The sequence below is a fragment of the Marinibacterium profundimaris genome (assembly GCF_002210095.1).
Taxonomy (GTDB): domain Bacteria; phylum Pseudomonadota; class Alphaproteobacteria; order Rhodobacterales; family Rhodobacteraceae; genus Marinibacterium; species Marinibacterium profundimaris.
Window position 1 is genome coordinate 241337 of record NZ_AQQR01000004.1, and the last position, 22278, is coordinate 263614.

Sequence of the window (22278 nt, forward strand, 5' to 3'; positions counted from 1 at the left end):
ATAGGTTGGCTATCTATTTATTACGGATCCCGACAGCAACCGCCCCTGGGCGCAGGCCAGGCGCGTCCGGTTGCGCGCGGTCCTGATTTATGACATGAATTCAGATAAATGCGCCTTGCTGCACTGCAGAGGAACAGTGTCGCCACGATCCGGATAAATGCTGTTTCCGCCTCTGGAAAACGATCAGTTCGAGAGGTAGGCGACTGAGCACCTACGGAGCGGGCAGAACGCGCCGGGCCTGAGTCGAAGGATCCAGACTTGTCCACGAATACGTTCGATTACATCATCGTCGGCGCGGGGTCTGCCGGTTGCGTCATCGCGCATAACATCGTCAGCCGCGGCCGCGGAACGGTTCTGCTGCTTGAGGCCGGCGGCAGCGACGACAGCTGGCCGCTTCGGGCGCCCGGGGCCATACCGCAGGCGGTTGCTGCCAATTCCTGGCCCTACGCGGGCGAGCCGGAGGCGCCGACCGGGAACCGCGAGATGCCGATGCCGCAGGGCCGGGTCCTGGGCGGGTCGTCCTCGATCGGGGCGATGCTTTACGTGCGCGGGCACCCGGCGGATTACGACGCCTGGGAGACGGAGTTCGGCGCAGCGGGCTGGAACGGCGCGGAGATGCTGCGCTATTTCAAGCGGGCCGAGCGGAACGAGGCCCTGGCCGATGCCTATCACGGCACCAATGGCCTGCTCCACGTGTCCGAGAACCGCCATCGCCACCCCTTGTCCGAAGCCTTTGTGCGGGCCGGGCAGCAGGCGGGCCATCCCTATATCCTCGATCCCAACGGCGCCTCGCAAGAGGGCGTGGGGTTCTACCAGACCACGACCCATGGCGGCGAACGCGCCTCGGCCTCGCGCACCTACCTGGCGGCGGTGCGGGACAACCCGGCGCTGAGCCTTGAAATGGACACGCTGGTCGAACGGATCGAGATCGTGCACGGCCGCGCCACCGGGGTGACCTATCGCCGGGGCGAGCGGCGCACCGCGCGGGTGCGCAAGCAGGTGATCGTCACGGCCGGGGCCATCGGCTCGCCGCGGCTGCTGCAGCTCTCGGGCGTGGGGCCCGGCGACGTGCTGGCGCGCGCCGGAGTGCGGCAGAAGGCCGAGCTGCCGGTGGGGCGGAACTTCCACGACCACCTGAACGTGTCGGTCCATGCCGCGACCCGCGAAGCGGTCTCGCTGCACTGGCGGGAGACCGGGCTGAAGATGCTCTGCGACGAGCTGGTATGGACCCTGCGGCGCTCGGGCCAGCTGGCCCAGCCGGCCGTCGACGCCTTTGCCTTTGTCGACACGGCCGGACAGGGGCGCCCGGACGTGCAGTTCCACTTCATGCCGCTGCTCGACACCTGGTCGGACCCCTGGCTGTTGCGGGACGGCTGGCGCCACGGGATCACGATCAAGGCCGGCCACCTGCAGCCGAAATCCCGCGGCACGGTCGAAATCCGCTCCTCCGATCCGACCGAACTGCCGCGGATCCGCGCAGGCTACCTGGAGCATCCCGACGACGTGCAGGGCCAGGTGCGCGCGATGCGGCTGGCGCTGCGCTTCCTCGACCAGCCGGCGCTGCGCGAGCATGTCTCGGGCCTGATCGGGCCGGGCCTGTCGGCGGATGACCCCGAGGGGCTGGAGGCCTTCGTGCGCCGCGCGTCGCGGACCTCGTACCACCCTGTGGGAACCTGCCCGATCGGTCTCGATCCGGCCAGCTCGGTCGTCGATCCGTACCTGCGGGTGCATGGGGTCGCCGGGCTGCGCGTGGCTGACAGCTCGACCTTCCCGCGGATCCCGTCAGGCAGCACCAACGCCCCCACCATCGCGCTGGCCGAACGGGCGAGCGACCTGATCTGCGGGCTGCCGAACGCGTTGGCCGCCTGAGGGTCCGGCGGAGTCTGCCGGTTCGGGATCCCGGAGATCCGGGCAGAGCGTGCCGAACGCGCGCGCCTTACCGCGCCAGCAGCGCCCCCGCCATCATGTCCGCCGCCGCCGGACCCAGCGCAAGCGGCGTGTCATGCAGCACCGACAGCCGGGTCAGCGCCTGCAGGTCCGCGTCGCCGCTGTGCGGCAAGGTCGGATCGGCGAAGAAGATCATCGCGTCCAGGTCCCCGGTCGCCACCAGGGCGCCCAGCTGCTGATCGCCGCCGCGCCCGCCGCGCTGCAGCCGCTGGACCTGCAATTCGGGCGCTGCCTCGGCGATCATGCGACCGGTGCCGCCGGTGCAGATCAGCCGGTGCCCCGCCAGCGCCCGGCGGTGCCGCAGCACCCAGGCGCGCAGCTGCGGCTTGCGCGTGTCATGGGCCGACAGCGCCAGCCGCCGCGGCGCGATCGACGTGGCGCGCGCCTTGTGCGTCAGGTCGAGGATCGCGCGCACCTGTTCGGCAAAGCCTTCGCCCTCGGCCGGGAATTCGCCGGCCAGCGCCGCCGTCCCCACCGTGAAACCCGCCGCCCCGGCCTGCGCGGCATCGGAGATCCGGTCCGGACTGTCGATGCTGCCAGCCATGATCACCGGCTTCTCGACGGCCGCGCAGACCGACGCCATCAGCGCGGGCACCGCCCCGTCGAACCGGTAGGCCAGCAGGTCCAGCCCATGGACGTGTTCGAGGTCCGCCAGCTTGCGCGCGGAGTCCACGATCGCCTCCGCCGGGCCTTCCAGCACGCTGGGATGGCCGGTGATCCGGCCCGGAAAGGGAAAGTAGCGCAGCGGGTGGTGCCGGGTCAGGGCCGTCACGTCTTCGGCCCGGGTGCCCCCCAGCAGGCAATCCACATCAAGGTCGATCGCCGCCCGGGCCGAGGCCAGCTCGCTCTCGGCATCGAGGCTGACCACCTCCAGGTAGGACCGCCCCCCGGCCCGGCGGATCGCATCCGCGAGGCCCTTCAGCTCGGCAAAGGGCAGGCCCACGTCCTTGAAGCCGATATGGCGCACCCCGCCTTCCAGCGCCTCGTCCAGCCGCGCGCGCGCATCCGCGATGGTGCAGTCGTTCGAGGTGAGCATAAGGATGAAATCGAAAGCCATGTGCGGTCTCCCCGGGTGCGGACAGGGAGGCTGCCGCGTTTTCGCCGGGGACAGAGTGACCGCTTCGGCGGGGAAATCCTAGGGCGAAATCGGTGCGGCGGGCGCCGGGAAGTTGTGTAATCGCAAAGGGCGCGGCCCGGCCCTGTCCGGGGGCGCGGAAGGGGGCGCCTGGCACCGGGCCGGAGCCGTCCCACATGGGCACGGCTCCGGATCTTCGTGGATCAGAGAACCTCGTTCACGGCGCGCGTCATGGCGGCCACGATCATGTCGGCCTCGTCGCGGGTCAGGCAAAACGGCGGGGCGAAGCCGATGATGTCGCCCTGCGGCATGGCGCGGCCGATCACGCTGCCCGTCTCGAGCAGCTTGGCCGAGACCTGCGCACCGATCTTGCGCTCGGGATCGAAGAAGCGCCGGTCGGCCCGGTCCTCGACGAATTCCACGGCCGCCAGCATGCCTTCGCCCCGGATATCACCGACGTTTGCATGATCGCCCAGCGCGTCGCGCAGGCCCTTTTGCAGATAGGCGCCGACCTCGGCCGCGTTGGCGACAAGGTCCAGATCGTCCAGCAGTTTCAGGTTGGCCACCCCGGCGGCGGCGCCGATGGGATGGGCGGAATAGGTCCAGCCATGGCCGATCGGGCCGTTTTCATCCGTGCCCTGTTCCAGCACCTTCCACATCTTGTCGCCCAAGACCGAGCCCGACAGCGGCGCATAGGCCGAGGTCAGACCCTTGGCGATGGTGATCAGGTCCGGTTCGATCCCGTAATGGGCCGAGCCGGTCATGCTGCCCAGCCGGCCGAAGCCGGTGACGACCTCGTCGGCGACCAGAAGGATGTCGTGGCGGCGCAGCACCTCCTGGATCGCGGGCCAGTAGCCTGCGGGCGGCGGCACGATACCCCCGGTGCCCAGAACCGGCTCGCCGATGAAGGCGGCGATCGTGTCGGCGCCTTCGCGGTCGATCAGCGCTTCCAGCTCGGCGACGCAATGGGCGACGAACTGCGCTTCGGTCTGGTTCAGATCCTCGCGGCGGAAATAATCGGGCGCCACGGTGTGTTTCACCTGGCTCACCGGCAGGTCGAACTTCTTGTGGAACAGCTCAAGCCCCGTGAGCGAACCTGTCACCAGCCCCGAGCCGTGATAGCCGCGCCAGCGCGAGATGATCTTCTTCTTCTCCGGCCGGCCGAGGATGTTGTTGTAGTACCAGATCAGCTTGACGTTGGTCTCGTTCGCATCCGAGCCGCCGAGGCCGAAATAGACCTTGGACATGTTGGCCGGCATCCGGTCCAGCACCATCTTGGCCAGCGTGATCGAGGCCTCGGTCCCGTGGCCCACATAGGCGTGGTAATAGGCCAGCTCCTTCGCCTGCGCGGCGATGGCCTCGGCGATCTCGGGCCGGCCATAGCCGACGTTGACGCAATAAAGCCCGGCAAAGCCGTCCAGCAGGCGCTTGCCGTCGCGGTCCTCGATATGTGCGCCGGAGGCGGTGCGGATCACCCGGTTCGGGCTTTCGCCGCGCGCATGCTGAGCCAGATGCGTGGAGGGGTGAAAGAAGTTTTCCCGATCCCATTGATCGAGCTGGTCATTGCGCAACATCATCGGTTCCTTTCCGCGTCATGCCCAGTCGCGGCAGACGTATTTGACTTCGGTGAATTCTTCCATGCCCAGGCGGGCGCCTTCGCGGCCCAGGCCGGATTGCTTGGTGCCGCCGAAGGGGATCGGCGCGCCGGTGACCTTGGTGCGGTTCACCGCCACCATGCCGTATTGCAGCGCCCGGCTGACCCGGTAGATCCGACGCGGGTCATGGGCATGCAGATAGGCGACAAGGCCGTATTCGCTGTCGTTGGCGCGGGCGACGACCTCGTCCTCGGTGTCGAAGGGCAGGATCGCGGCGATGGGGCCGAAGGTCTCCTCGCGCATGATCAGGGCGGTGTCGGGCACGTCGACCAGCACGGTGGGCTGATAAAAGAGCGAGCCCGCCTCGCGCCGCTTGCCGCCGCAGACCAGCCGCGCGCCCTTCTCCAGCGCGTCGGCGACCTGCGCCTCCTGCCGCTGCACCGCGCGTTCGTGGATCAGCGGGCCGATGTCGGGATCGTCCATGCCGTTGCCGAGGGTCAGCTGGCCTGTGGCCTCGCTGAACTTTTCCAGAAACGCGTCGTAGACCGGCCGCTGCACGTAGATCCGGTTGGCGCCCAGGCAATCCTGGCCCGAGGTGGCGAACTTGGCCTTCATGGTCTCTTCGACCGCCGTCTCGAGATCGGCGCATTCGAAGATCACCACCGGCGCGTGGCCACCCAGTTCCAGCACCAGCTTCTTCACCGTCTGCGCGGACTGGCGGTAGAGCAGCTTGCCGACCTCGGTCGAGCCGGTGAAGGACAGCGCGCGCACGCGGGGATCTTCGGTCCAGGGCCCGGTGACGGTGGCGCCGTCGCCGGTGATCACGTTGAACACGCCGGCAGGCACGCCCGCGCGCTCGGCCAGTTCGGCCAGGGCCAGCGCGCTGAACGGCGTTTCGGCCGAGGGATGCGCCACCACGGTGCAGCCCGCCGCCAGTGCCGCGGCCGCCTTGCGGGTCAGCATGGCCGAGGGGAAGTTCCACGGGGTGATCAGCGCCACGACGCCCACCGGCTCGCGCCAGAGCTCGACCTCGGCATCGGGCAGGTGGCTGGTGACGCCCTCGATGTTCGGGCGCTTGGATTCCTCTGCGTAGAATTCGAGGAACCCGGCGGCATAGTCGATCTCGCCCAGCGCCTCGGAGAGCGGTTTGCCCTGTTCCAGCACCATGATCCGGGCGAGGTCCTCGCGATGCGCACCCAGCAGGTCGAACCAGCGGCGCAGGATCGCGGACCGCTCCTGCGGCAGCAGCCCGGCCCAGTGGTCGAAGGCCGCCTGCGCGGCATCCACGGCGGCGCGGGACTGATCGGCAGTAAGGCTGGCGACCTCGCCCAGCTGCGCGCCGTTGGCGGGGTCGGTCACGGTGAAGGTTTCGCCGGTGACTCCGGCGCACCATTTGCCGTTCACATAGGCGAAGGACCGCACCAGCGACTTGTCTGAAATGTCGTCGCGGGCGGACAGGGCTGTTCCGGGCATGGCTACCTCCTGTTTGCGCGGCCTGTTCCGGGGCCATCATCGGCATCCGCCGCAGAAGGTGAGACTGAACTTGCCCGCCCGGACAGCCCGTCTGGCTGTCACAAGGGGGCCGGACCACTCATGTGGGCTGTGCCGCGCTCAGGACGCGGCGGGGCCCAGCAGCAGCTCGATCGGGGGTGGGGCGCTGCCCTTGACCGGCTTGGTCACCACGTAGGTGAAGTAGCGCGACAGGCCGATGCGGTCGTCCAGCATCTGGTCGATCAGCCGCTGGTAGGCGTCGATATCCGGGGTGACGATCTGCAACAGGTAGTCGAACCCGCCGCCCAGCGCCCAGCAGCCGACGACCTCGTCATAGGTCTGCATCGCGGCCTCGAAGGCCTGCTGCCGGGCGGCGGTGTGATCGGTGAGCTCGGCGGTGACGAAGACGGTGACATGCGGCGCCAGCTTGCGCAGGTTGATCCGCGCGCCGTAGCCTTCGATCAGCCCGGCCTTTTCCAGCTTGCGCAGCCGGTCCCAGGCGGGCGTGGGGGAGAGGCCGATGCGCTCGGCCAGCGCCGCCTTGGTGATGCGCCCCTCGCGGGCGATCACCTGCAGGATCCGGATATCGCGATCGTCCAGCTGCATCAGGCGCGGCCCGGGGCCCCCGTCCGGGTGGCGGGGATGGGCGATGGGGCCAGGGTCATGTCGCGTCTCCAAAGCGATGCCGGATGGGGCGGCGGGGCGTCCGGACGATGCCGGACGGGGCGAAAGAGCGTCCGGACAATTCCGGACGCGGGATCGTGTCGCAGCCGGGCCGGGATGTCCATGCCGGACGCCCGGAAACACCGGCGCCGCGATGACGCAGTGCCCTGTTTTGACCCTGCTTCCCGGCCCGCGCTCTCTGCGCGGCATCCCACCCGCCCCCTGCCCCTGCGGCGCGACGCGGCCTTGCAACCGGGGGCCCTTGTGCCTTTCATGCGCCACGGGCAGGACGGCGGCGGCCCCCGCTGGCCTGCCCCCTGCCAATCGCGCCCGGCCGCCCGATGCGGCCCCGGCGCCGAAGAAAGGAGCCCCGGCATGGAACAGCTCGACACCACGCGGGAGATACTCGGCGATCTGATCGCCTTCCCGACGATCTCGCACGACAGCAACCTCGAGATGATCTCTTACCTCGCCGCGCGGCTGGAAGCGGTGGGCGCACGGGTCGATGTGCTGCCCGATCCCTCGGGCACCAAGGCCAACCTGTTTGCCACCATCGGCCCGGACGCGCCGGGGGGCATCGTGCTGTCGGGCCACAGCGATGTCGTCCCGGTCGAGGATCAGCCCTGGACCGTCGATCCCTTTTCGATGACGGCGCGCGACGGCCTGCTTTATGGCCGGGGCAGTTGCGACATGAAGGGGTTCATCGCGGCGACCGTCGCCATGGCGGGGCAGTTCGCCGGGCGCGATCTGCGGCGGCCGGTGCATTTCGCCTTCACCTATGACGAGGAAATCGGCTGTTTCGGCGCGCAGGCCCTGGCCGAGACGCTGGACCGCACCGGCATCTCTCCGGCGATGGCGATCATCGGCGAGCCGACAGAGATGCGCATCATCGAGGGGCACAAGGGCTGTTACGAATATTCCACCCATTTCAAGGGCACCGAGGGGCACGGATCGCAGCCCGAGCTGGGGGTGAACGCCGTCGAATACGCGGTGCGCTACGTCGCCCGGCTGCTGGAGCTGAAGGACGACCTGCGCGCCCGCGCCACGCCGCAATCGCGGTTTTCGCCGCCCTGGACGACGGTCAACGTCGGCGCGCTGACCGGGGGCATGGCGCATAACGTGATCGCCAGCAAGGCGCGCGTGGACTGGGAGATGCGGCCCGTCAGCGCCGAGGATGCGGATTACGTGAAAAGGCATCTGCGGGCGTATTGCGAGGATCACCTGCTGCCGGCGATGCAGGCGGTCGCGCCCGAGGCCTCGATCCTGACGGACGTGATCGGCGAGGTCGACGGGCTGCAGGTGGTCGACGACAACGCCGCGCGCGACCTGGTCGCCGCGCTGACCGGGTCGAATTCGACCGACGTGGTGTCCTTCGGGACCGAGGCGGGGATCTTCCAGGAGCGCGGGATGAATGTCGTGGTCTGCGGGCCGGGCTCCATCGCGCAGGCGCACCAGGCGGATGAATTCCTGTCCGAGGCGCAGCTGGCCGAGTGCCTGACGATGCTGGGCAAGCTGGCGAAGACGCTTGAGACGCCGAGGGCCGGCGCCTGAGCAAAGCCGGGCCGGGACCGCAAGGGGACCGGACGGCCCGGACCGGGGCGCATGCGCTCAGCCCATCACCCGCGCGCCGCCCGACACGCGCACGGGCGCACCTTTCGTGTCGTCCAGGTCCACCCGGATCAGCGAGGGGCTGCCCATGTCCTCGCCCTGGCGGATGGTGAAGGCGCCGCCATGGGGCCAGCCTGCGTCGCGCAGGTAGCCGGCGAAGGCCGCCGCCGCCGCGCCCGTCGCCGGATCCTCGAGCACCCCGCCCGAGGCGAAGGCGTTGCGCACGGCGAAGTCCTGCGCGCCTTCGATGAAGACCAGCATCACGGTGACCAGCCCGTGCCGCCGCATGACGGCGCGCCCGGCGTCGAGGTCATAGGTCATGGCCGCCAGCGCCGCGCGATCCTTCAGCGGAAGGACGATGTGATCCGCCCCGCCATGGATGCGCGCCGGCGCCAGACGGGGATCGAGATCCCCGCGCGTCAGGGCAAAGAGCGTCAGCACTTCGGCCAGCTCCTCCTCCGACACCGCGCGGCTGTGCGTCGGCGGAGAGGACAGCGTGGCCTGCATCCCTTCGGGCCCGGTCGCGGCCTCGACCGTGATCCGCGCGTCGTTCAGCGTCAGCTTGTAGCGGCCCGCCCCGTTCTGCTGCCCCAGCGCCGCGCCAAGGGCGATCGTGGCGTGTCCGCAGAACGGCACCTCGCTCTCGGGCGAGAAGTAGCGCACGCGCCAGGCCCGGCCGCCGGCATCCTCGGGCAGGGCAAAGGCGGTTTCGGAAAACCCCACCTCGGCGGCGACACGCGCCATCTCGGCCTCGGTCGCGGGATCGCGCAGCAGCACCACCCCGGCGGGATTGCCGCCCGAGCTGCCCTGGCTGAACGCGGCGATACGTTGAATATCCATTGTCGTCTCCTGTGTGTGTTTGACAGGATCCTAGTGACGCGCCTATTTTTCGTCCCGTTGAGGCCGAAGGCCAAACGGTGAAAGTTCCTTCACTTCATAACCCGCGAGGCGCGCGCACCTTCATGCCGAAACCCATGGATCAGACAGACTGCCGGATCATCGAACTGCTGGACGCCGATGGGCGGCTGAGTCTCGCCGACATCGGCAAGGAGGTCGACCTGACCGGCCCCGCCGTCGGCGAGCGCCTGCGCCACCTGCGCGAGCAGGGCTACATCACCGGCTTCGGCGCGCGGCTTGACCTGCGCGCGCTTGGCTACTCGATCCAGGCGCTGGTCCGGATCAAGCCGCGCAGCGGGCAGCTACATGCGGTCGAGAAGATGATACAGGAGCAGCCGCGCTTCATGTCCTGCGACCGGGTCACGGGCGACGATTGCTATGTCACGCGCCTGGCCATCGCCGATGTGTCAGAGCTCGACGACATCCTGCTGCCGTTCCACGAACGGGCCGAGACGCATACCTCGATCGTGAAATCCTCGATCTTCGAGCCGCGTCTGCCGCCGCTGCGCCCGGCGCGGTAGCGCAAGGGGCGGACCACCGGCGCCCCTGCTGTACCCGGGGGCGTGTCCAGATGGTGTCACTGCGTCTTTCATGCCGGCCCGTCGCCCCCTATGGTGCGCCCGCCGGGCCGGAGAGGGGGGCGCCCGGCAGCGCGAGGTCGAGGCGTCGCGCAGGCACACCCGTGTCGTCGGATGCCATGCCCCCGACATTCAGGGAGGCCCGGTTTGCAAGGCGATACGACAGGAACATCCACGGCACCGCAGGACACCACGGCCGTGGGCATCGCGATGATGCTGGCCGGGGTGGCCAGCCTCAGCGCCAATGACGCGCTGGCCAAGACGCTGGTCGCGGATTACCCGCCGCTTCAGATCCTGTTTCTGCGCAACATCATCGCCCTGCCCTTTGCCATCCTGCTGACCCTGCGGATGGGCGGCCCCGCGGCGCTGCGGTCTTATCGCCCGGCCGCGCACCTGGTGCGCGGGGTGCTCTGGATCTCGGCGACGATCCTGTTCTTCACCAGCATGATGCACCTGGAACTGGCCGAGGCGACGGCGCTGATCTTCGTCGCGCCGCTGTTCATCACCGCCCTGTCGGCGGCCTTCCTGAAAGAGAAGGTCGGCCCGCGCCGCTGGATGGCCGTCTGTGCCGGCTTCGTCGGCGTGCTGATCGTGATCCGCCCCGGAACGGCGGCCTTCCAGACCGTATCGCTTCTGCCGGTGGCGACCGCCTTCATCTACGCGCTGCTCATGCTGGGCGCGCGCTGGGTCGATCCGCGCGAAAGCGTCTGGACGATGCTTCTGTATCTGACCGGGACCAGCGCGGTGCTCAGCGCGCTTGTCGTGCCCTTTGTCTGGCAACCGGTGCAGATCGGGGATCTGTGGCTGTTCGGGGCCATCGCGGTGTTCGGCACGGCGGGCATGACGTTGATGACCCAGGCCTTCCGGTTGGCGCCCGCGGCGGTGGTGGCGCCGCTGGATTACACCGCGATGGTCTGGGCGACCGCCTTCGGCTGGCTGATCTGGAGCGAGGTGCCCGACCGCACCGCCCTGGTCGGGGCGGCGGTGATCATCGGCAGCGGGCTTTACGTGATCTGGCGCGAGCGCAAGGTCCGGGGCTAGGCCCCGGACGGCTGCCCCCCGTGCAGCCGCCCCCCCCGACCCTGCCGGACCGGGGAGGTGGATCAGAACCCGCTGATGCCCGGAAGCCAGGTCGACAGGGCCGGCACGAAGGTGATCACCAGCAGCGCCGCCGCAAGCGCCAGGAAGAACGGCGGCATCTCGCGGATCAGCTCGGACGGTTTCATGCCCACCGTGGAGGAGACCACGAAGATCAGGCTGCCCACCGGTGGCGTCGTCAGGCCCAGCGTCAGGTTGACGATCACGATGATCGCGAAATGGTTCGGGTCGATCCCCAGCGCGAAGCTGATCGGCGCCAGGATCGGCACCAGGATCATCACGCCGGGCAGCGGGTCCATGAACAGGCCGAAGCCCAGCAGCAGCACGTTCACCGCCAGCAGGAAGACGATGGGCGTCAGGTCCCAGGCGATGATCGTTTCGGCCAGGAACTGCGGGATGCCTTCGATGATCAGCACCCAGGCAAAGGCCCGCGCCGCGCCCAGGATCAAGAGCACCGCGCCCGAGGTCAGCGCCCCGCGCAGGATGATGTCGGGCAGATCGCGCAGCTTCAGCGTCCGGTAGACGAAAAGCCCCACGATCAGCGCATAGAACACCGCGATGACCGAGGCCTCGGTCGGGGTGAAGATGCCGAAGCGGATGCCGCCCACGATCAGCAGGATCAGGAACAGGGCCGGCAGCGCATAGAAGGCGATGCGCCCGATCTCGGCCAGCGGCGGCATCGGCGCGCCCGAGGAATAGCCCCGCGCATGGCTCACCCGCGCATTGGCCAGCAGCACCATCACGGTGATCAGCACGCCGGGCAGCACGCCCGCCATGAACAGCGACCCGACCGAGACCTCCTTGTCCTGCATGGCGTAGATGATCATTGTGATCGACGGCGGGATGATCGGCCCCACGACCGAGCTGGCGATGGTCAGCGCACCGGCATAGCTGCGGTCATAGCCGGCCTTTTCCATCATCCGGATCATCATCGTGCCCGGCCCGGCCGCATCGGCCAGCGCGCTGCCCGAGATGCCGGCGAACATGGCCGAGCTGACCACATTGGCATGGCCCAGCCCGCCCTTCAGATGGCCCACCAGCGACTGCGCCAGCCGCAGGATCGCCAAGGTCACGGCGCCGCCGGTCATGATTTCGGAGGCGAGGATGAAGAAGGGCACCGCCAGCAGCGGGAAACTGTCGAGGCCCGAGAACATTTCTTTCACCACGACAAGGTGGGGATAGCTGGAGCCGAAGCTGAGCGCGACGAAGACCGCGATCGCCATGGCGAAGGCCACCGGCAGGCCAAGCGCGAGCAGGATGAACAGCGCGGGGAACAGGATTTCAGCCATTGGCGCCTCCGGGCAGGGCACCATCGTCGGTGCCGTCGTCATCCAGCCGCTTGTAGGTGCCCGCCATGATGAATTTCGGAGCGATCAGCAGCAGGTGCACGATCAGCAGGCCGAAGCCCACGGGCATCGCCGCATAGACATAGCTGAAGGGCAGCCGCAGGGCCGGTGTGACCTGGTATTGCATCCGCTGGGCGTATTGCAGCCCGACCTGCACCATGAAGCCGAAGAAGATCAGCAGCCCGAGGACCAGCAGGCCGCGCAGGATCTTCTGCCCCGTGGCCGGCAGCGCGTCCTGCAGGTTGGTGATGGCCACATGCCCCCCGATGCGCAGGATCAGCCCCGCGCCGGAAAAAGTCAGCCAGATCATCAGGTAGCGCGCGGCCTCGTCGGCCCAGGGAAAGGAATGCGAGGTCAGGTAGCGCATCGTGATGTTCGCCCCGACAATGAGCGACATCGCCCCCAGCATGAGGATCAGCGCCCAGCCGTTCAGCGCCACGAAGAAGTGTTCAAGACGTCTCAATGCGGCGCCCTCGGAAAGCAGGCTGGCGCCGCGATGGGCGCCAGCGGGAAGCAGGCCGGCGCCGGGTGCGGCGCCAGTGAAAAGCGGGCCGGCGCCACGAGGGCGCCGGCGGTGTCACGTCACTCGAAGTTGACGATCGCGTCGACACGGTCCTTGCCGTAGGTCTCGTAATAGCCTTCGTAGGCGCCGGCGATCGATTCCTGGAACGCGGCCTTTTCCTCGGCCGAAAGCTCGTTGATCTCCATGCCGCGCTCCTTCAGCGTCTCGACGCCGGTGGTCTCGACATTGTCGACATAGCCGCGCATCGCGGCCACTGCCTCGGTCGCGGCGGTCTCGAATGTGGCCTTCTGGTCGTCGTCCAGACCTTCCCAGAACGGCTTCGACACCAGCAGCATGGCCGGCGAATAGACGTGGCCGGACAGCGTCAGGTAGTCCTGCACCTCGTCCAGCTTGACCGAGACGATCACCGACAGCGGGTTTTCCTGCCCGTCGATCACGCCCTGCTGCAGCGACGAGATCACCTCGGGCCAGGCCATCGGCGTGGGGGCCGCGCCCATGTCGTTGAAGGCCGCCAGGTGAACCGGGTTCTCCATGGTGCGGATCTTCAGGCCCTGGACGTCATCCGGGGTGTGGATCGCGTTGCGGTTGTTTGTGATGTGGCGGAAGCCCTGCTCGCCCCAGGCCAGGCCATGCAGGCCGACACTGTCGAACTGGCCGAGGATCTCTTCGCCGATCGGACCGTCGAGCACGGCGCGCGCGTGGTCGAGGTCACGGAACAGGAAGGGGATGTCGAACACCCCGGTTTCCGGCACGAAGTTGGCCAGCGTGCCCGACGAGACGATCGTCGCCTCGATGGTGCCCAGCTGAAGCCCCTCGATCACTTCACGCTCGCCGCCAAGGCCGGAGGACGGGAAGTGGGTGAAGGTGAACTGGTCGCCGGTCTCTTGCAGCACGACCTCTTCCAGCTTGGCGGCGGCGACGCCATAGTGGCTGTCGGGGGCCAGGGCATAGCCGATCTTCACTTCGGTCTGTGCAAGGGCCGGAAGGCCGAATGCGGCAAGGGCGCCGGCAGCGGCCAGGCCGCGGATTACGAACGTCATGGATATCCTCCCATCAAGTTTCAGCCGTAGCTACACAAGCGAATTATCCGGGGCAACCCCGCCCGCGCGCCGGCCTGTGGGCGGGCACGGGCGGGGCAGCGGATCAGCTGTCCGCCTTCCGGAAAATACTAACAAGTTCAGGAACATAGGCCTGCCCATGTCCCGCATCGACCGCCCCGGCCAGCGCGCTTGAGACGCCATCGGCAATTGTCTTTTGCGCGCCCGAGGCCTCGGACATGGCGCGGTAATAATCGATGTCCTTCTGCGCGTTGGCGACGAAGAACGGCAGCCCCTCGCGGTCATGCGCGGTGATGTAGGGCGCCAGCCGGTCCAGCGCGGCGCTGGACCCGCCACCGCCGGCCAGCACGTCAACCAGGATCTGCGGATCGACCCCCGCATCGGCGGCCTGGGCCGAGGCTTCGGCCAGCAGGGTCATGAAGCCGACCGAGACGTAATTGTGCAGCAGTTTCAGGCGGTGGCCGTGACCCAGGGCGCCCACGTGGTCCACCCTCTCGGTGAAGGAGGCCAGCACCGGGCGCACCTTGTCCAGCGTCGCGGCATCGCCGCCGACCAGCAGGTTCAGCTGCCCCTCATGCGCGTGTTTCGCGGTGCGGCTCATCGGCGCGTCGATGTAATCGCCCCCCGCCGCACGCAGCGCCTCGCCCATGCGCAGGGTCGAGTCGGGCAGCGCGGTCGAACAATCGACCACCACCGCGCCGGGTTTCAGGGCCTGCGCCAGCCCGGCCTCGCCCGTCACGATCGCCTCGACCTGGGGCGAACCGGTGACGCAGAGGATCACCACGTCCGACACCGCCGCGATCTCTGCCGGGGTGGCGCAGGCTTTGGCGCCCAGGCCGGTGATCTCGTCCACCGGCTGGTTGCCGGGATGATCCAGGAAGCTGAGCGCGAACCCTCCGCGCGACAGGATGTTGCGGGCGATGCCGTGGCCCATGAGCCCGACGCCGATGATACCGACATGCATGATATGTGTCCTTAGGTCCTTAAGCCGCGACCACGCGCGGCCCCTGCCCCGGACCTGCGGCCCGGGGCGATTGTCTTCGGGGCGGGCCGGCGATCAGTCCGTGTTGATCCAGATCGCCTTGGTGTCGAGGTATTCCTCCATGTGCTCGGTCCCGCCTTCGCGGCCGTAGCCCGACATCTTCACGCCGCCGAAGGGCACGGCGGGGTCGATGGCGTGGTACATGTTGACCCAGACGGATCCGGCCTTGAGCCGGTGCGCCAGCTTGTGCGCCGTGCCGAGGTGGGTCGAGAACACGCCCGCCGCCAGCCCGTAGGGCGTGGCATTGGCGCGCGCGACCACCTCGTCGATATCGTCGAAGGGCATGGCCGAGATCACGGGGCCGAAGATCTCTTCGCGCGCGATGGACATGTCGTCGGTGACGCCGCCGAAGACCGTGGGGTGGAAGAAATGTCCGCCCTCGAACCCCGCGCCCTCGACGCGGGCGCCGCCGGTGACGATCTCGGCGCCCTCGGTCGGGCCGGCCGACAGGTAGCCCGCGATGCGCTCGGCCTGGCGGGCCGAGATGATCGGGCCGATGTCGGTGTCGTCCTGGATGCCGTGGCCGATGCGCAGGTTGGCGGCGAACTCGGCCACGCGGCGGACGAATTCGTCGTGGATCTCGCGCGCCACGAAAAGGCGCGAGCCGGCGATGCAGATCTGGCCCGAATTGGCGAAGACCGACATCGCGGCGACCGGCACGGCCTTTTCGATATCGGCATCGCGGCAGACGATGACCGGGGATTTGCCGCCCAGTTCCAGCGAGACACGCTTGAGGTTGCCGGTGGCCGCCCGCGCGATGGCCTGCCCGGTCGCGGTCGAGCCGGTGAAGACGATCTTGGCCACGCCCGGATGCTCGGCCAGCGCCGCGCCCGCGTCAGCGCCAAGGCCGGTCACGATGTTCAGCACGCCGTCCGGCAGCCCGGCCTCCTGCATGATCCGCGCGATCATCAGCACGGTCAGCGAGGCCTCTTCGGAGGGTTTCAGCACCACGGTGCAGCCGGTGGCGATGGCCGGCGCGATCTTCCAGATCGAGCCCGCGATGGGCGCGTTCCAGGGGATGATGGCGCCGACGACCCCGATGGGCTCGCGCACGGTCGAGGAATAGATCTCTCCCGGGAAGGAATTGGGGATGGTCTGGCCGTGGATCGTCACGGCCTGCCCGGCGTAGAAGCGCAACATGCCCAGCACGCGGCGGCTGTTGGCCAGGGTGCGCTGGATCGGCATGCCCATGTCCAGCGTGTCGGACAGGCAGAGGCTTTCCCACTCCGCCTCGAACCGCTCGGCGATCCGCAGCAGCAGGGCCTGGCGTTCGAACGGCGTCCATTTGGACCAGGGGCCTTCGAACGCGGTACGGGCCGCGGAGACGGCCGCGTCGATGTCGGCCTTGCCGCCTTTCGGAACGGTCGCCAGAAGCGTCCCGTCAGCCGGGTTGCGCGCGTCCATCACCTCGCCGGAGCGGGCTTCGCACCAGCTGCCGTTGATGAACATCGGGCGGAATTCGCCATCGTAGAGCGCCGAGGCCGATGCCTTCCAGTCTTTCATCCTGTCTCCTTCGCCTTGCATGATCCTCGTGCGGACCAGGCGACCGGCATATCCGGCGGCCCGGCGCGGGACCATGGGGTCACCTGCCTGTCCTCTACACCCGGCTCCACCGCGAAGGCCAGTGGGTGGCCGATCAAATCGAAGCTCGGTCGATCCTGCGCGGCACCGGCATCCGGCACGCGGGACAGGACAGAAAAAGACGGGCCCCGATTGGGGACCCGCCCTGGGTCATGCGGGCGGCGGGACGGCCAGGGCCTCTCCGGCCCCGGGCCGCGACGCCGCGCGGTGCCTTAGAACAGCTGCAGGTCCTTTGCCCCGCTCCGGATCTCTGCATGGTTCGGCATGTTCTGGATCTTCACCGGCTCCGGCGCCTCGCCCGGCATCGGCACCGTGGGTTTCATGGCCGCCACCCTGGCATAGGCCGGCTGCTCCAGCTCTCCGCGAATGTCCCGCAACAGCGTCTTGTGATCCGGCATCGTCTTGAGGATCTGCGCCAGATGCGCCTTTGCGCCCTTGGTGTAGTGGAACCAGATCGGCTTTTTCACCGGCCGCAGACGATCGCGGATCCCGGGCCCGTAGCCCGTGTCATAGACCTGCTTGCCCAGCAGAACGGTCTGGTAGACGCGGAAATCGAACAGCGTCGCAAAGCCGATATCGTGGTCCATCGGCAGGCGGTATTGCCAAAGCTCCAGGTTCTCGGCCAGGCGGTCGGGGATCTTCATCTCGGTGCGCGCGTCGATCCAGTACTGGTCGTCCGTGCGGTTGCCCAGCCGGTAGTGCAGGCAGATGAAGTCCAGCACCTCATCATAGAGCCTGTTCATCTGCCGATTGTACCTGCTGCGCAGCGCGGGCTCGATCTCACGCGTGGGCAAATGTTCGGTGAACCAGCGCACGGCGTGTTCGATCATGTGGATCGCGGTGCTTTCCAGGGGCTCGATGAACCCGCCGGACAGGCCGACCGCGACACAGTTCTTGACCCAGGCATTGCGCACGCGACCGATGCGCATCGGGATCACGCGCGGCGTCGCGCCCTTGCCGCTGTCGCCCAGCCATTCAAGGTATTCATCCGCCGCCTGATCGTCCGTGCGATGCGCGGAGGAATACACGTAGCCCGTGCCCACGCGGTTGTAGAGGGGCACCCGCCATGTCCAGCCCGCGCCCAGCGCGGTGGAGCGCGTAACGCTTTCGATCTTCTCGGGGTCCGGATGTTCGATCTGCAACGCCATGGCACGGTCGTTGGGCAGGTAATCCGAGTAATCCAGGAACGGCTCGCCCAACGCCTGGTTGATGATCAACCCGCGAAAGCCGGTGCAATCCACGACCATCTCGACATCGTGGCGGCCCTTCCGTTCCAGCATCAGATGGCTGACGTTGCCCTGTTCGTCCAGCTCGACCGATTGCACCTCGTCCTGGATATGCTCCACCCCGCGCCTGGTGCAGACGCGCGACAGCATGCCGGCGAATTTCACCGCGTCCAGGTGATAGGCATAGCCGAAGCGCTGTTCGAACTCGGGCTGACCCAGTTCCCGGGCGCCCTTGCACAGGCGGCCCAGGTCATCGTGAGGCGCGACGGATTGGGTGAAATCCCGGTCGCCGTTGCCAAAGCGCAGGAAATATTCGGCCGCCTCCAGCCCTTCCAGGATCTGGCCGTGAGCGAAGGGATTCACGTAATCGATGCGATTGCCTCTGGCATCCTTGTTCCAATTGCAGAATTTCACACCCAGCTTGAATGACGCATTGGTCTCACGAAAGAAATCCCGCTCGGTAATTCCTGCCTTGCGGATCGTGCGCGGCATATGAGGCACCGTGGCCTCACCCACACCGACCGTCGCGATGTTGGGGCTTTCGATCAGGCAGATGCGCGGGCGATCCTTTGGCGCCGAAGTTCGGGAAAACTCGGTCTCCATGATCAGCGCGGTCATCCAGCCGGCCGTTCCGCCGCCGACGATGGTGATCTTGCGCAAACGATTATTCATTCTTTTCTGTTCCCCCTGTTGGTTTGGGGAGTTTACATATCAGGTTTCAACCGGCCAGCTAAGTCTTATGACGTCAGGGCATGCGCGCATATCCGATTGCGCCGGAAATACGCCCAATAATGAGGGCCTTGCCCCGACCGGCCGGACAATAATCGGTATTTTGCGGACGTCCGGAAAAACGGCGCAAACTCAACCTTTTGGGCGGTGCGACCCGGCGAGCGGCGGGTGTCCCGGCACGCGATGCGCGAGTGCAGCGCGGCGCTGGGGCGACAGAGCCGGCCGCCGCGGCACGGCCGCCTGACGGGACCGCCATATTACTGGTCGAAACCGGGTGCGTGCGACGCGCCGGGCCGCCTGACAGGCCGCCGGCCCTTGCAGCCGCCCGCGCCAGCGGCCAAGCCGGGACAGCAACAGCCCGCCGCGAAGGATGACAGCATGACCCCCGATTTCGACCCCGACCGCATGGCCCGGGCGACAGCCCTGGCCGAGGCAAGCGACTCCCCCTGGCCACGGTCGATGTATTACGAAGACGGCAGCTATGTCGGGAACGTCGAATGGAACGAGACCGGCCCCTGGACCGAGATCGTCGGCCCCGTGGAGCCTCGGGGCGGGCCTGCCGGGCTGGTGCTGCGCGGCGGCCACGAGATCGCGCGCTGGGGCGATGTCGACCGCGCCGACATGACCTTTTCGATCGCCAAGAGCTACCTGTCGACCCTGGCGGGCTTGGCCCATGGCGACGGGTTGCTGCCCAATCTGGACGAGCCGGTCCGTGTCCGCGTGCCGGGCCCGGTCTTCGAGGGGCCGCACAACGGGCAGGTCACGTGGCGCCATTTCCTGAACATGAACAGCGAATGGCGCGGCGAGATCTTCGGCAAGTCCGACCAGGTCGACCATTACCGCCAGATCGGCGTCGGCGCGGACAATTCCCGCAAGGGTCAGGAACGCCCGATGCAGACCCCGGGCAGCCATTACGAATACAACGATGTCCGCGTGAACGCCCTGTCCTTCGCCCTGATGTCTCTGTTCCGCCGCCCGCTGCCCGAGGTGCTGCGCGACCGGATCATGGACCCGATCGGCGCCTCGCGGGACTGGCGCTGGGAAGGGTACGAATCCTCGTGGGTCGAGATCGACGGCCGGCGCATGCAATCCGTGCCCGGCGGCGGGCATTGGGGCGGCGGGCTGTTCATCTCGGCCGCCGATCACGCGCGGTTCGGCCAGCTGATCCTGCGGGACGGTGTCCACGAGGGGCGGCGCCTGCTGCCGCAGGGCTGGATGGCGCAGGCGGTCACGCCGTCGCCCACGCTGGCCAACTACGGCTTTCTGTGGTGGCTCAACCGGGGGCCGGAAGCCAATCCCGCCCTGCCCGCAAGGTCCTTTGCCGCCCAGGGCGCCGGAACGCACCAGATCTGGATCGACCCGGACCATGACGTCGTGGTCGTCCTGCGCTGGGTCGCAGGAGACCGGGCGCAGGAGGTACTGGAAGCGATCGTCCGGGCGCTCTGACGCCCGGCGCAGGTCGTGGCCGCAGCCTGCGGGCACCCGACATGCGCAATGGGGTGACATGGCTCCAACCAGATCAGCCGTGGCGCGGCGCTTGCATTCCGGGGCCGTTCCGCGGGATACGGCGGATCAGCCACATCCCCCAAAGGGACCGACAGCCAGGATGCCCCAGACCGATCCCCTCAGGACCGATTGTTCCAAGTGCGCGGCGCTGTGCTGCCTTGCTCTGGCATTCGACAAGGGCAAGGATTTCGCCTTTGACAAGAACCCCGGCGAACCCTGCCGCAACCTGTCGCGGCACAGCTGCACGATCCATGACAGGCTGACCGAAGAGGGTTTCCCCGGCTGCGTGGCCTATGATTGCCTGGGCGCCGGAAACCGTGTTGTCCAGGAGGTGTTCGGCGGCCGCTCGTGGCAGGACGAACCGCGCCTCGCGCGGGTGATGATTGAGGCCTTCTCGGCCATGCGCGAGGTCCACAAGCGGATCGACATGCTGCGCGCGGTCGAAGACGCCCCGCTTGAGCCGCAGGACGCGCAGGCCCGCCGGGACTTCCTTGCCCGGCTCGAACAGCACCGCTGGAGCGGGACGGAGCTCAACGCGTTCGAAATGGGCCTGGCGCTGGAGATCGACATCTTCTTCCACCGGATACGGGAGCATCTGCCCGTCGATCCCTTCGCCGAGTGGTAAGCCGGTTCCCCTACCCGAAGTGTCATGCCGCCGTGAACTGACGAACGAAATCGCTCGCCGGTTTCGCGCGGATTTCTGACGGCGGGGCGACCTGCTCGATCCGGCCCATCGACATGACCACCACGAGATCGGCAAGCTCCATCGCTTCCTCCTGGTCGTGGGTGACGAAGACGGTCGTAAGGCCGGTGCTGTCGTGGATCTCGCGGAGGCCGCGCCGCAGCTCCTTGCGGACCTGCGCGTCAAGCGCGCCGAAGGGCTCGTCCAGCAGCAGCATCCGCGGGTCGATGGCAAGCGCGCGCGCCAGGGCCACACGTTGCCTCTGTCCGCCGGACAGCTGGCCCGGGTAACGCCGGCCGATGTCCGGCAACCGGATAAGGTCGAGCAGCCGGGTCACCCGGCGGTCGATCTCGGCCGCGCCCGGGCGTGTTTTTCGCGGCATGGCCCGCAGACCGTAGGCCACGTTCTCGAACACGGTCATGTGCCGGAAGAGCGCGTAGTGCTGGAAAACGAAACCGGCGCGGCGCTCCTGCACGCTCAGGCCCGTTGCATCGCACCCGTCGAACCGCACCCGCCCGGCGGTCGGAAACTCCAGCCCGCCCAGGATGCGCAGCAGCGTCGTCTTGCCCGACCCCGACGGCCCCAGCAGCGCGACAAGCGCCCCCGAGGGGATGGAAAGCGAGACGGGATGCAAAGCCCGGTCCGCGCCGAACCGTTTTTCGAGACAATCTATGTCGATGTTCATGTCCGTGATCCTTCAGTGACGGCGGGTGGCGGCCAGCACATCGGCATGGCGCCATTCCAGCAGGGATTTCAGCGTGAGGGTGACAAGCGCGAGCAGCGCGAGGACGCCCGCCAGGGAAAAGGCGGCGACCGAGAGGTATTCGTTGTAAAGCATCTCGACCATGATCGGCATGGTCGTCGTCTCGCCCCGGATCTTGCCCGATACCACGGCGACGGCCCCGAACTCTCCCATCGCGCGGGCGTTGCACAGCAGCACCCCGTACAGAAGCGCCCAGCGGATGTTGGGCAGGGTCACAGTGCGGAAGGTCCGCCAGCCCGAGGCGCCGAGGGTCAGCGCCGCCTCTTCCTCGGCGCGGCCCTGTTCGATCATGATCGGGATCAGCTCTCGGGCCACGAAGGGGAAGGTCACGAAGAGCGTGGCCAGAACGATGGCCGGAAGGGCAAAGACGATCCGGATGTCATGCGCGGCAAACCACGCGCCGAGAGAGGACTGCGCACCGGCCAGCAGGACCAGCGAAAGCCCCGCCACCACCGGCGAGACCGAGAACGGCAGATCGATGAGCGTGATCAGCACCGCCTTGCCGCGAAAATCGAACTTGGCGATGGCCCAGGCTGCGGCGATGCCGAGGACGGCGTTCAGCGGCACGACGATGGCCGCGACCATGAGCGTCAGGCGGATCGCCGACCGGACCTCGGGCAGGGTCAGGCTTTCAAGGCTGGCGCGCAGGCCTTCGGACAGGGCCGACGCAAAGACGGCGGCCAGCGGCGCGAAGAGCAGGATCCCGATCAGGAGGAGGACGACACCGACCAGCAGGCCCCGGACAAGCCGCGGCTCGGTTGTGACGTCCCGGTGCGGGACGAGGATGACGTCAGGCATTCAGCGATCTCCCATGATGGCCGGACGGGGGCGAAGGCGGCACCTTGCATGCTGGCACCGGGTCGGCGCGTG

18 protein-coding genes and 1 pseudogene are annotated in these 22278 nt (G+C 67.9%); 6 read left to right on the top strand and 13 right to left on the bottom strand.

All coding sequences use genetic code 11. The annotated features are described in order from the left end of the window. Window positions 1-258: 258 nt before the first annotated feature. Entirely contained in the window at window positions 259-1869 is a 1611-nt protein-coding gene (locus ATO3_RS12225; protein ID WP_088650144.1) for a GMC family oxidoreductase, read from the top strand. 67 nt (window positions 1870-1936) lie between these two features. Here the strand turns inward: ATO3_RS12225 and ATO3_RS12230 are convergent, their stop codons facing one another. From ATO3_RS12230 to ATO3_RS12245, 4 genes are all read right to left on the bottom strand, one after another. Beyond that, window positions 1937-3004 (bottom strand): methylglyoxal synthase, encoded by a 1068-nt coding sequence (locus ATO3_RS12230; protein ID WP_088650145.1) that lies wholly within the window; start codon window positions 3002-3004, stop codon window positions 1937-1939. Between the two features lie 221 nt (window positions 3005-3225). Further along, complete coding sequence (locus tag ATO3_RS12235) at window positions 3226-4596, bottom strand: aminotransferase class III-fold pyridoxal phosphate-dependent enzyme (RefSeq protein ID WP_088650146.1); 1371 nt, start codon at window positions 4594-4596, stop codon at window positions 3226-3228. An 18-nt stretch (window positions 4597-4614) separates the two neighbouring features. Then, window positions 4615-6090 carry an NAD-dependent succinate-semialdehyde dehydrogenase gene (locus ATO3_RS12240; RefSeq protein WP_088650147.1) on the bottom strand — a complete coding sequence of 492 codons (1476 nt, stop codon included), beginning with the start codon at window positions 6088-6090 and terminating at the stop codon, window positions 4615-4617. A 138-nt stretch (window positions 6091-6228) separates the two neighbouring features. Beyond that, window positions 6229-6714 carry an Lrp/AsnC family transcriptional regulator gene (locus ATO3_RS12245; RefSeq protein WP_088650148.1) on the bottom strand — a complete coding sequence of 162 codons (486 nt, stop codon included), beginning with the start codon at window positions 6712-6714 and terminating at the stop codon, window positions 6229-6231. A 432-nt stretch (window positions 6715-7146) separates the two neighbouring features. On the opposite strand from ATO3_RS12245, the gene argE reads away from it, so the two are divergent. Next, window positions 7147-8322, top strand: a complete 1176-nt coding sequence (gene argE, locus ATO3_RS12250) for an acetylornithine deacetylase (protein ID WP_088650149.1) — start codon at window positions 7147-7149, stop codon at window positions 8320-8322. A gap of 57 nt (window positions 8323-8379) precedes the next feature. On the opposite strand, the gene ATO3_RS12255 is transcribed toward argE, so the two are convergent. Next, window positions 8380-9219: a PhzF family phenazine biosynthesis protein gene (locus ATO3_RS12255; protein ID WP_088650150.1), complete on the bottom strand. Its 840-nt coding sequence runs from the start codon at window positions 9217-9219 to the stop codon at window positions 8380-8382. Window positions 9220-9353: 134 nt separating this feature from the next. Between ATO3_RS12255 and ATO3_RS12260 the strand changes: the two genes are divergently transcribed. Further along, window positions 9354-9797, top strand: a complete 444-nt coding sequence (locus ATO3_RS12260; protein ID WP_233152121.1) for an Lrp/AsnC family transcriptional regulator — start codon at window positions 9354-9356, stop codon at window positions 9795-9797. A gap of 204 nt (window positions 9798-10001) precedes the next feature. After that, the gene (locus tag ATO3_RS12265; protein WP_332888699.1) at window positions 10002-10895 is read left to right on the top strand and encodes a DMT family transporter; all 894 of its coding nucleotides are present in this window, start codon (window positions 10002-10004) and stop codon (window positions 10893-10895) included. A gap of 62 nt (window positions 10896-10957) precedes the next feature. On the opposite strand, the gene ATO3_RS12270 is transcribed toward ATO3_RS12265, so the two are convergent. The 6 genes and pseudogenes from ATO3_RS12270 to ATO3_RS12295 form a co-directional block, all read right to left on the bottom strand. Continuing rightward, window positions 10958-12241 (bottom strand): TRAP transporter large permease, encoded by a 1284-nt coding sequence (locus ATO3_RS12270; RefSeq protein WP_088650153.1) that lies wholly within the window; start codon window positions 12239-12241, stop codon window positions 10958-10960. Beyond that, entirely contained in the window at window positions 12234-12761 is a 528-nt protein-coding gene (locus ATO3_RS12275; RefSeq protein ID WP_088650154.1) for a TRAP transporter small permease, read from the bottom strand. Before ATO3_RS12275 ends, ATO3_RS12270 begins: the two co-directional genes overlap by 8 nt. Before the next feature lie 119 nt (window positions 12762-12880). Further along, window positions 12881-13861: a TRAP transporter substrate-binding protein gene (locus tag ATO3_RS12280; protein WP_088650155.1), complete on the bottom strand. Its 981-nt coding sequence runs from the start codon at window positions 13859-13861 to the stop codon at window positions 12881-12883. A gap of 103 nt (window positions 13862-13964) precedes the next feature. After that, window positions 13965-14864, bottom strand: a pseudogene (locus ATO3_RS12285) (NAD(P)-dependent oxidoreductase); the annotation flags it as partial. Window positions 14865-14936: 72 nt separating this feature from the next. Next, on the bottom strand, window positions 14937-16424 hold the full coding sequence (locus ATO3_RS12290) for an aldehyde dehydrogenase family protein (RefSeq protein ID WP_088650157.1): 1488 nt from the start codon (window positions 16422-16424) through the stop codon (window positions 14937-14939). Window positions 16425-16714: 290 nt separating this feature from the next. Continuing rightward, window positions 16715-18400 carry a tryptophan halogenase family protein gene (locus ATO3_RS12295; RefSeq protein ID WP_088650158.1) on the bottom strand — a complete coding sequence of 562 codons (1686 nt, stop codon included), beginning with the start codon at window positions 18398-18400 and terminating at the stop codon, window positions 16715-16717. Window positions 18401-18835: 435 nt separating this feature from the next. Between ATO3_RS12295 and ATO3_RS12300 the strand changes: the two genes are divergently transcribed. Both ATO3_RS12300 and ATO3_RS12305 read left to right on the top strand, forming a co-directional pair. Continuing rightward, window positions 18836-19903, top strand: coding sequence for a serine hydrolase domain-containing protein (locus tag ATO3_RS12300; protein ID WP_088650159.1), 1068 nt, complete (start codon window positions 18836-18838; stop codon window positions 19901-19903). 160 nt (window positions 19904-20063) lie between these two features. Beyond that, window positions 20064-20588, top strand: coding sequence for a hypothetical protein (locus ATO3_RS12305; RefSeq protein WP_088650160.1), 525 nt, complete (start codon window positions 20064-20066; stop codon window positions 20586-20588). A gap of 22 nt (window positions 20589-20610) precedes the next feature. On the opposite strand, the gene ATO3_RS12310 is transcribed toward ATO3_RS12305, so the two are convergent. Beyond that, window positions 20611-21330 (bottom strand): sulfate/molybdate ABC transporter ATP-binding protein, encoded by a 720-nt coding sequence (locus ATO3_RS12310; RefSeq protein WP_088650161.1) that lies wholly within the window; start codon window positions 21328-21330, stop codon window positions 20611-20613. A 12-nt stretch (window positions 21331-21342) separates the two neighbouring features. Then, entirely contained in the window at window positions 21343-22206 is an 864-nt protein-coding gene (gene cysW, locus ATO3_RS12315; RefSeq protein ID WP_088650162.1) for a sulfate ABC transporter permease subunit CysW, read from the bottom strand. Window positions 22207-22278 lie beyond the last annotated feature (72 nt).

What these genes read in the sequence shown, in the direction of transcription:
- ATO3_RS12310 (WP_088650161.1), bottom strand. Translation starts at nt 21,330, where the DNA reads ATGAACATCGACATAGATTGTCTCGAAAAACGGTTCGGCGCGGACCGG.
- ATO3_RS12235 (WP_088650146.1), bottom strand. Translation starts at nt 4,596, where the DNA reads ATGTTGCGCAATGACCAGCTCGATCAATGGGATCGGGAAAACTTCTTT.
- ATO3_RS12260 (WP_233152121.1), top strand. Translation starts at nt 9,354, where the DNA reads ATGGATCAGACAGACTGCCGGATCATCGAACTGCTGGACGCCGATGGG.
- cysW (WP_088650162.1), bottom strand. Translation starts at nt 22,206, where the DNA reads ATGCCTGACGTCATCCTCGTCCCGCACCGGGACGTCACAACCGAGCCG.
- ATO3_RS12240 (WP_088650147.1), bottom strand. Translation starts at nt 6,090, where the DNA reads ATGCCCGGAACAGCCCTGTCCGCCCGCGACGACATTTCAGACAAGTCG.
- ATO3_RS12290 (WP_088650157.1), bottom strand. Translation starts at nt 16,424, where the DNA reads ATGAAAGACTGGAAGGCATCGGCCTCGGCGCTCTACGATGGCGAATTC.
- ATO3_RS12280 (WP_088650155.1), bottom strand. Translation starts at nt 13,861, where the DNA reads ATGACGTTCGTAATCCGCGGCCTGGCCGCTGCCGGCGCCCTTGCCGCA.
- ATO3_RS12230 (WP_088650145.1), bottom strand. Translation starts at nt 3,004, where the DNA reads ATGGCTTTCGATTTCATCCTTATGCTCACCTCGAACGACTGCACCATC.
- ATO3_RS12270 (WP_088650153.1), bottom strand. Translation starts at nt 12,241, where the DNA reads ATGGCTGAAATCCTGTTCCCCGCGCTGTTCATCCTGCTCGCGCTTGGC.
- ATO3_RS12305 (WP_088650160.1), top strand. Translation starts at nt 20,064, where the DNA reads ATGCCCCAGACCGATCCCCTCAGGACCGATTGTTCCAAGTGCGCGGCG.
- ATO3_RS12300 (WP_088650159.1), top strand. Translation starts at nt 18,836, where the DNA reads ATGACCCCCGATTTCGACCCCGACCGCATGGCCCGGGCGACAGCCCTG.
- ATO3_RS12245 (WP_088650148.1), bottom strand. Translation starts at nt 6,714, where the DNA reads ATGCAGCTGGACGATCGCGATATCCGGATCCTGCAGGTGATCGCCCGC.
- argE (WP_088650149.1), top strand. Translation starts at nt 7,147, where the DNA reads ATGGAACAGCTCGACACCACGCGGGAGATACTCGGCGATCTGATCGCC.
- ATO3_RS12255 (WP_088650150.1), bottom strand. Translation starts at nt 9,219, where the DNA reads ATGGATATTCAACGTATCGCCGCGTTCAGCCAGGGCAGCTCGGGCGGC.
- ATO3_RS12295 (WP_088650158.1), bottom strand. Translation starts at nt 18,400, where the DNA reads ATGAATAATCGTTTGCGCAAGATCACCATCGTCGGCGGCGGAACGGCC.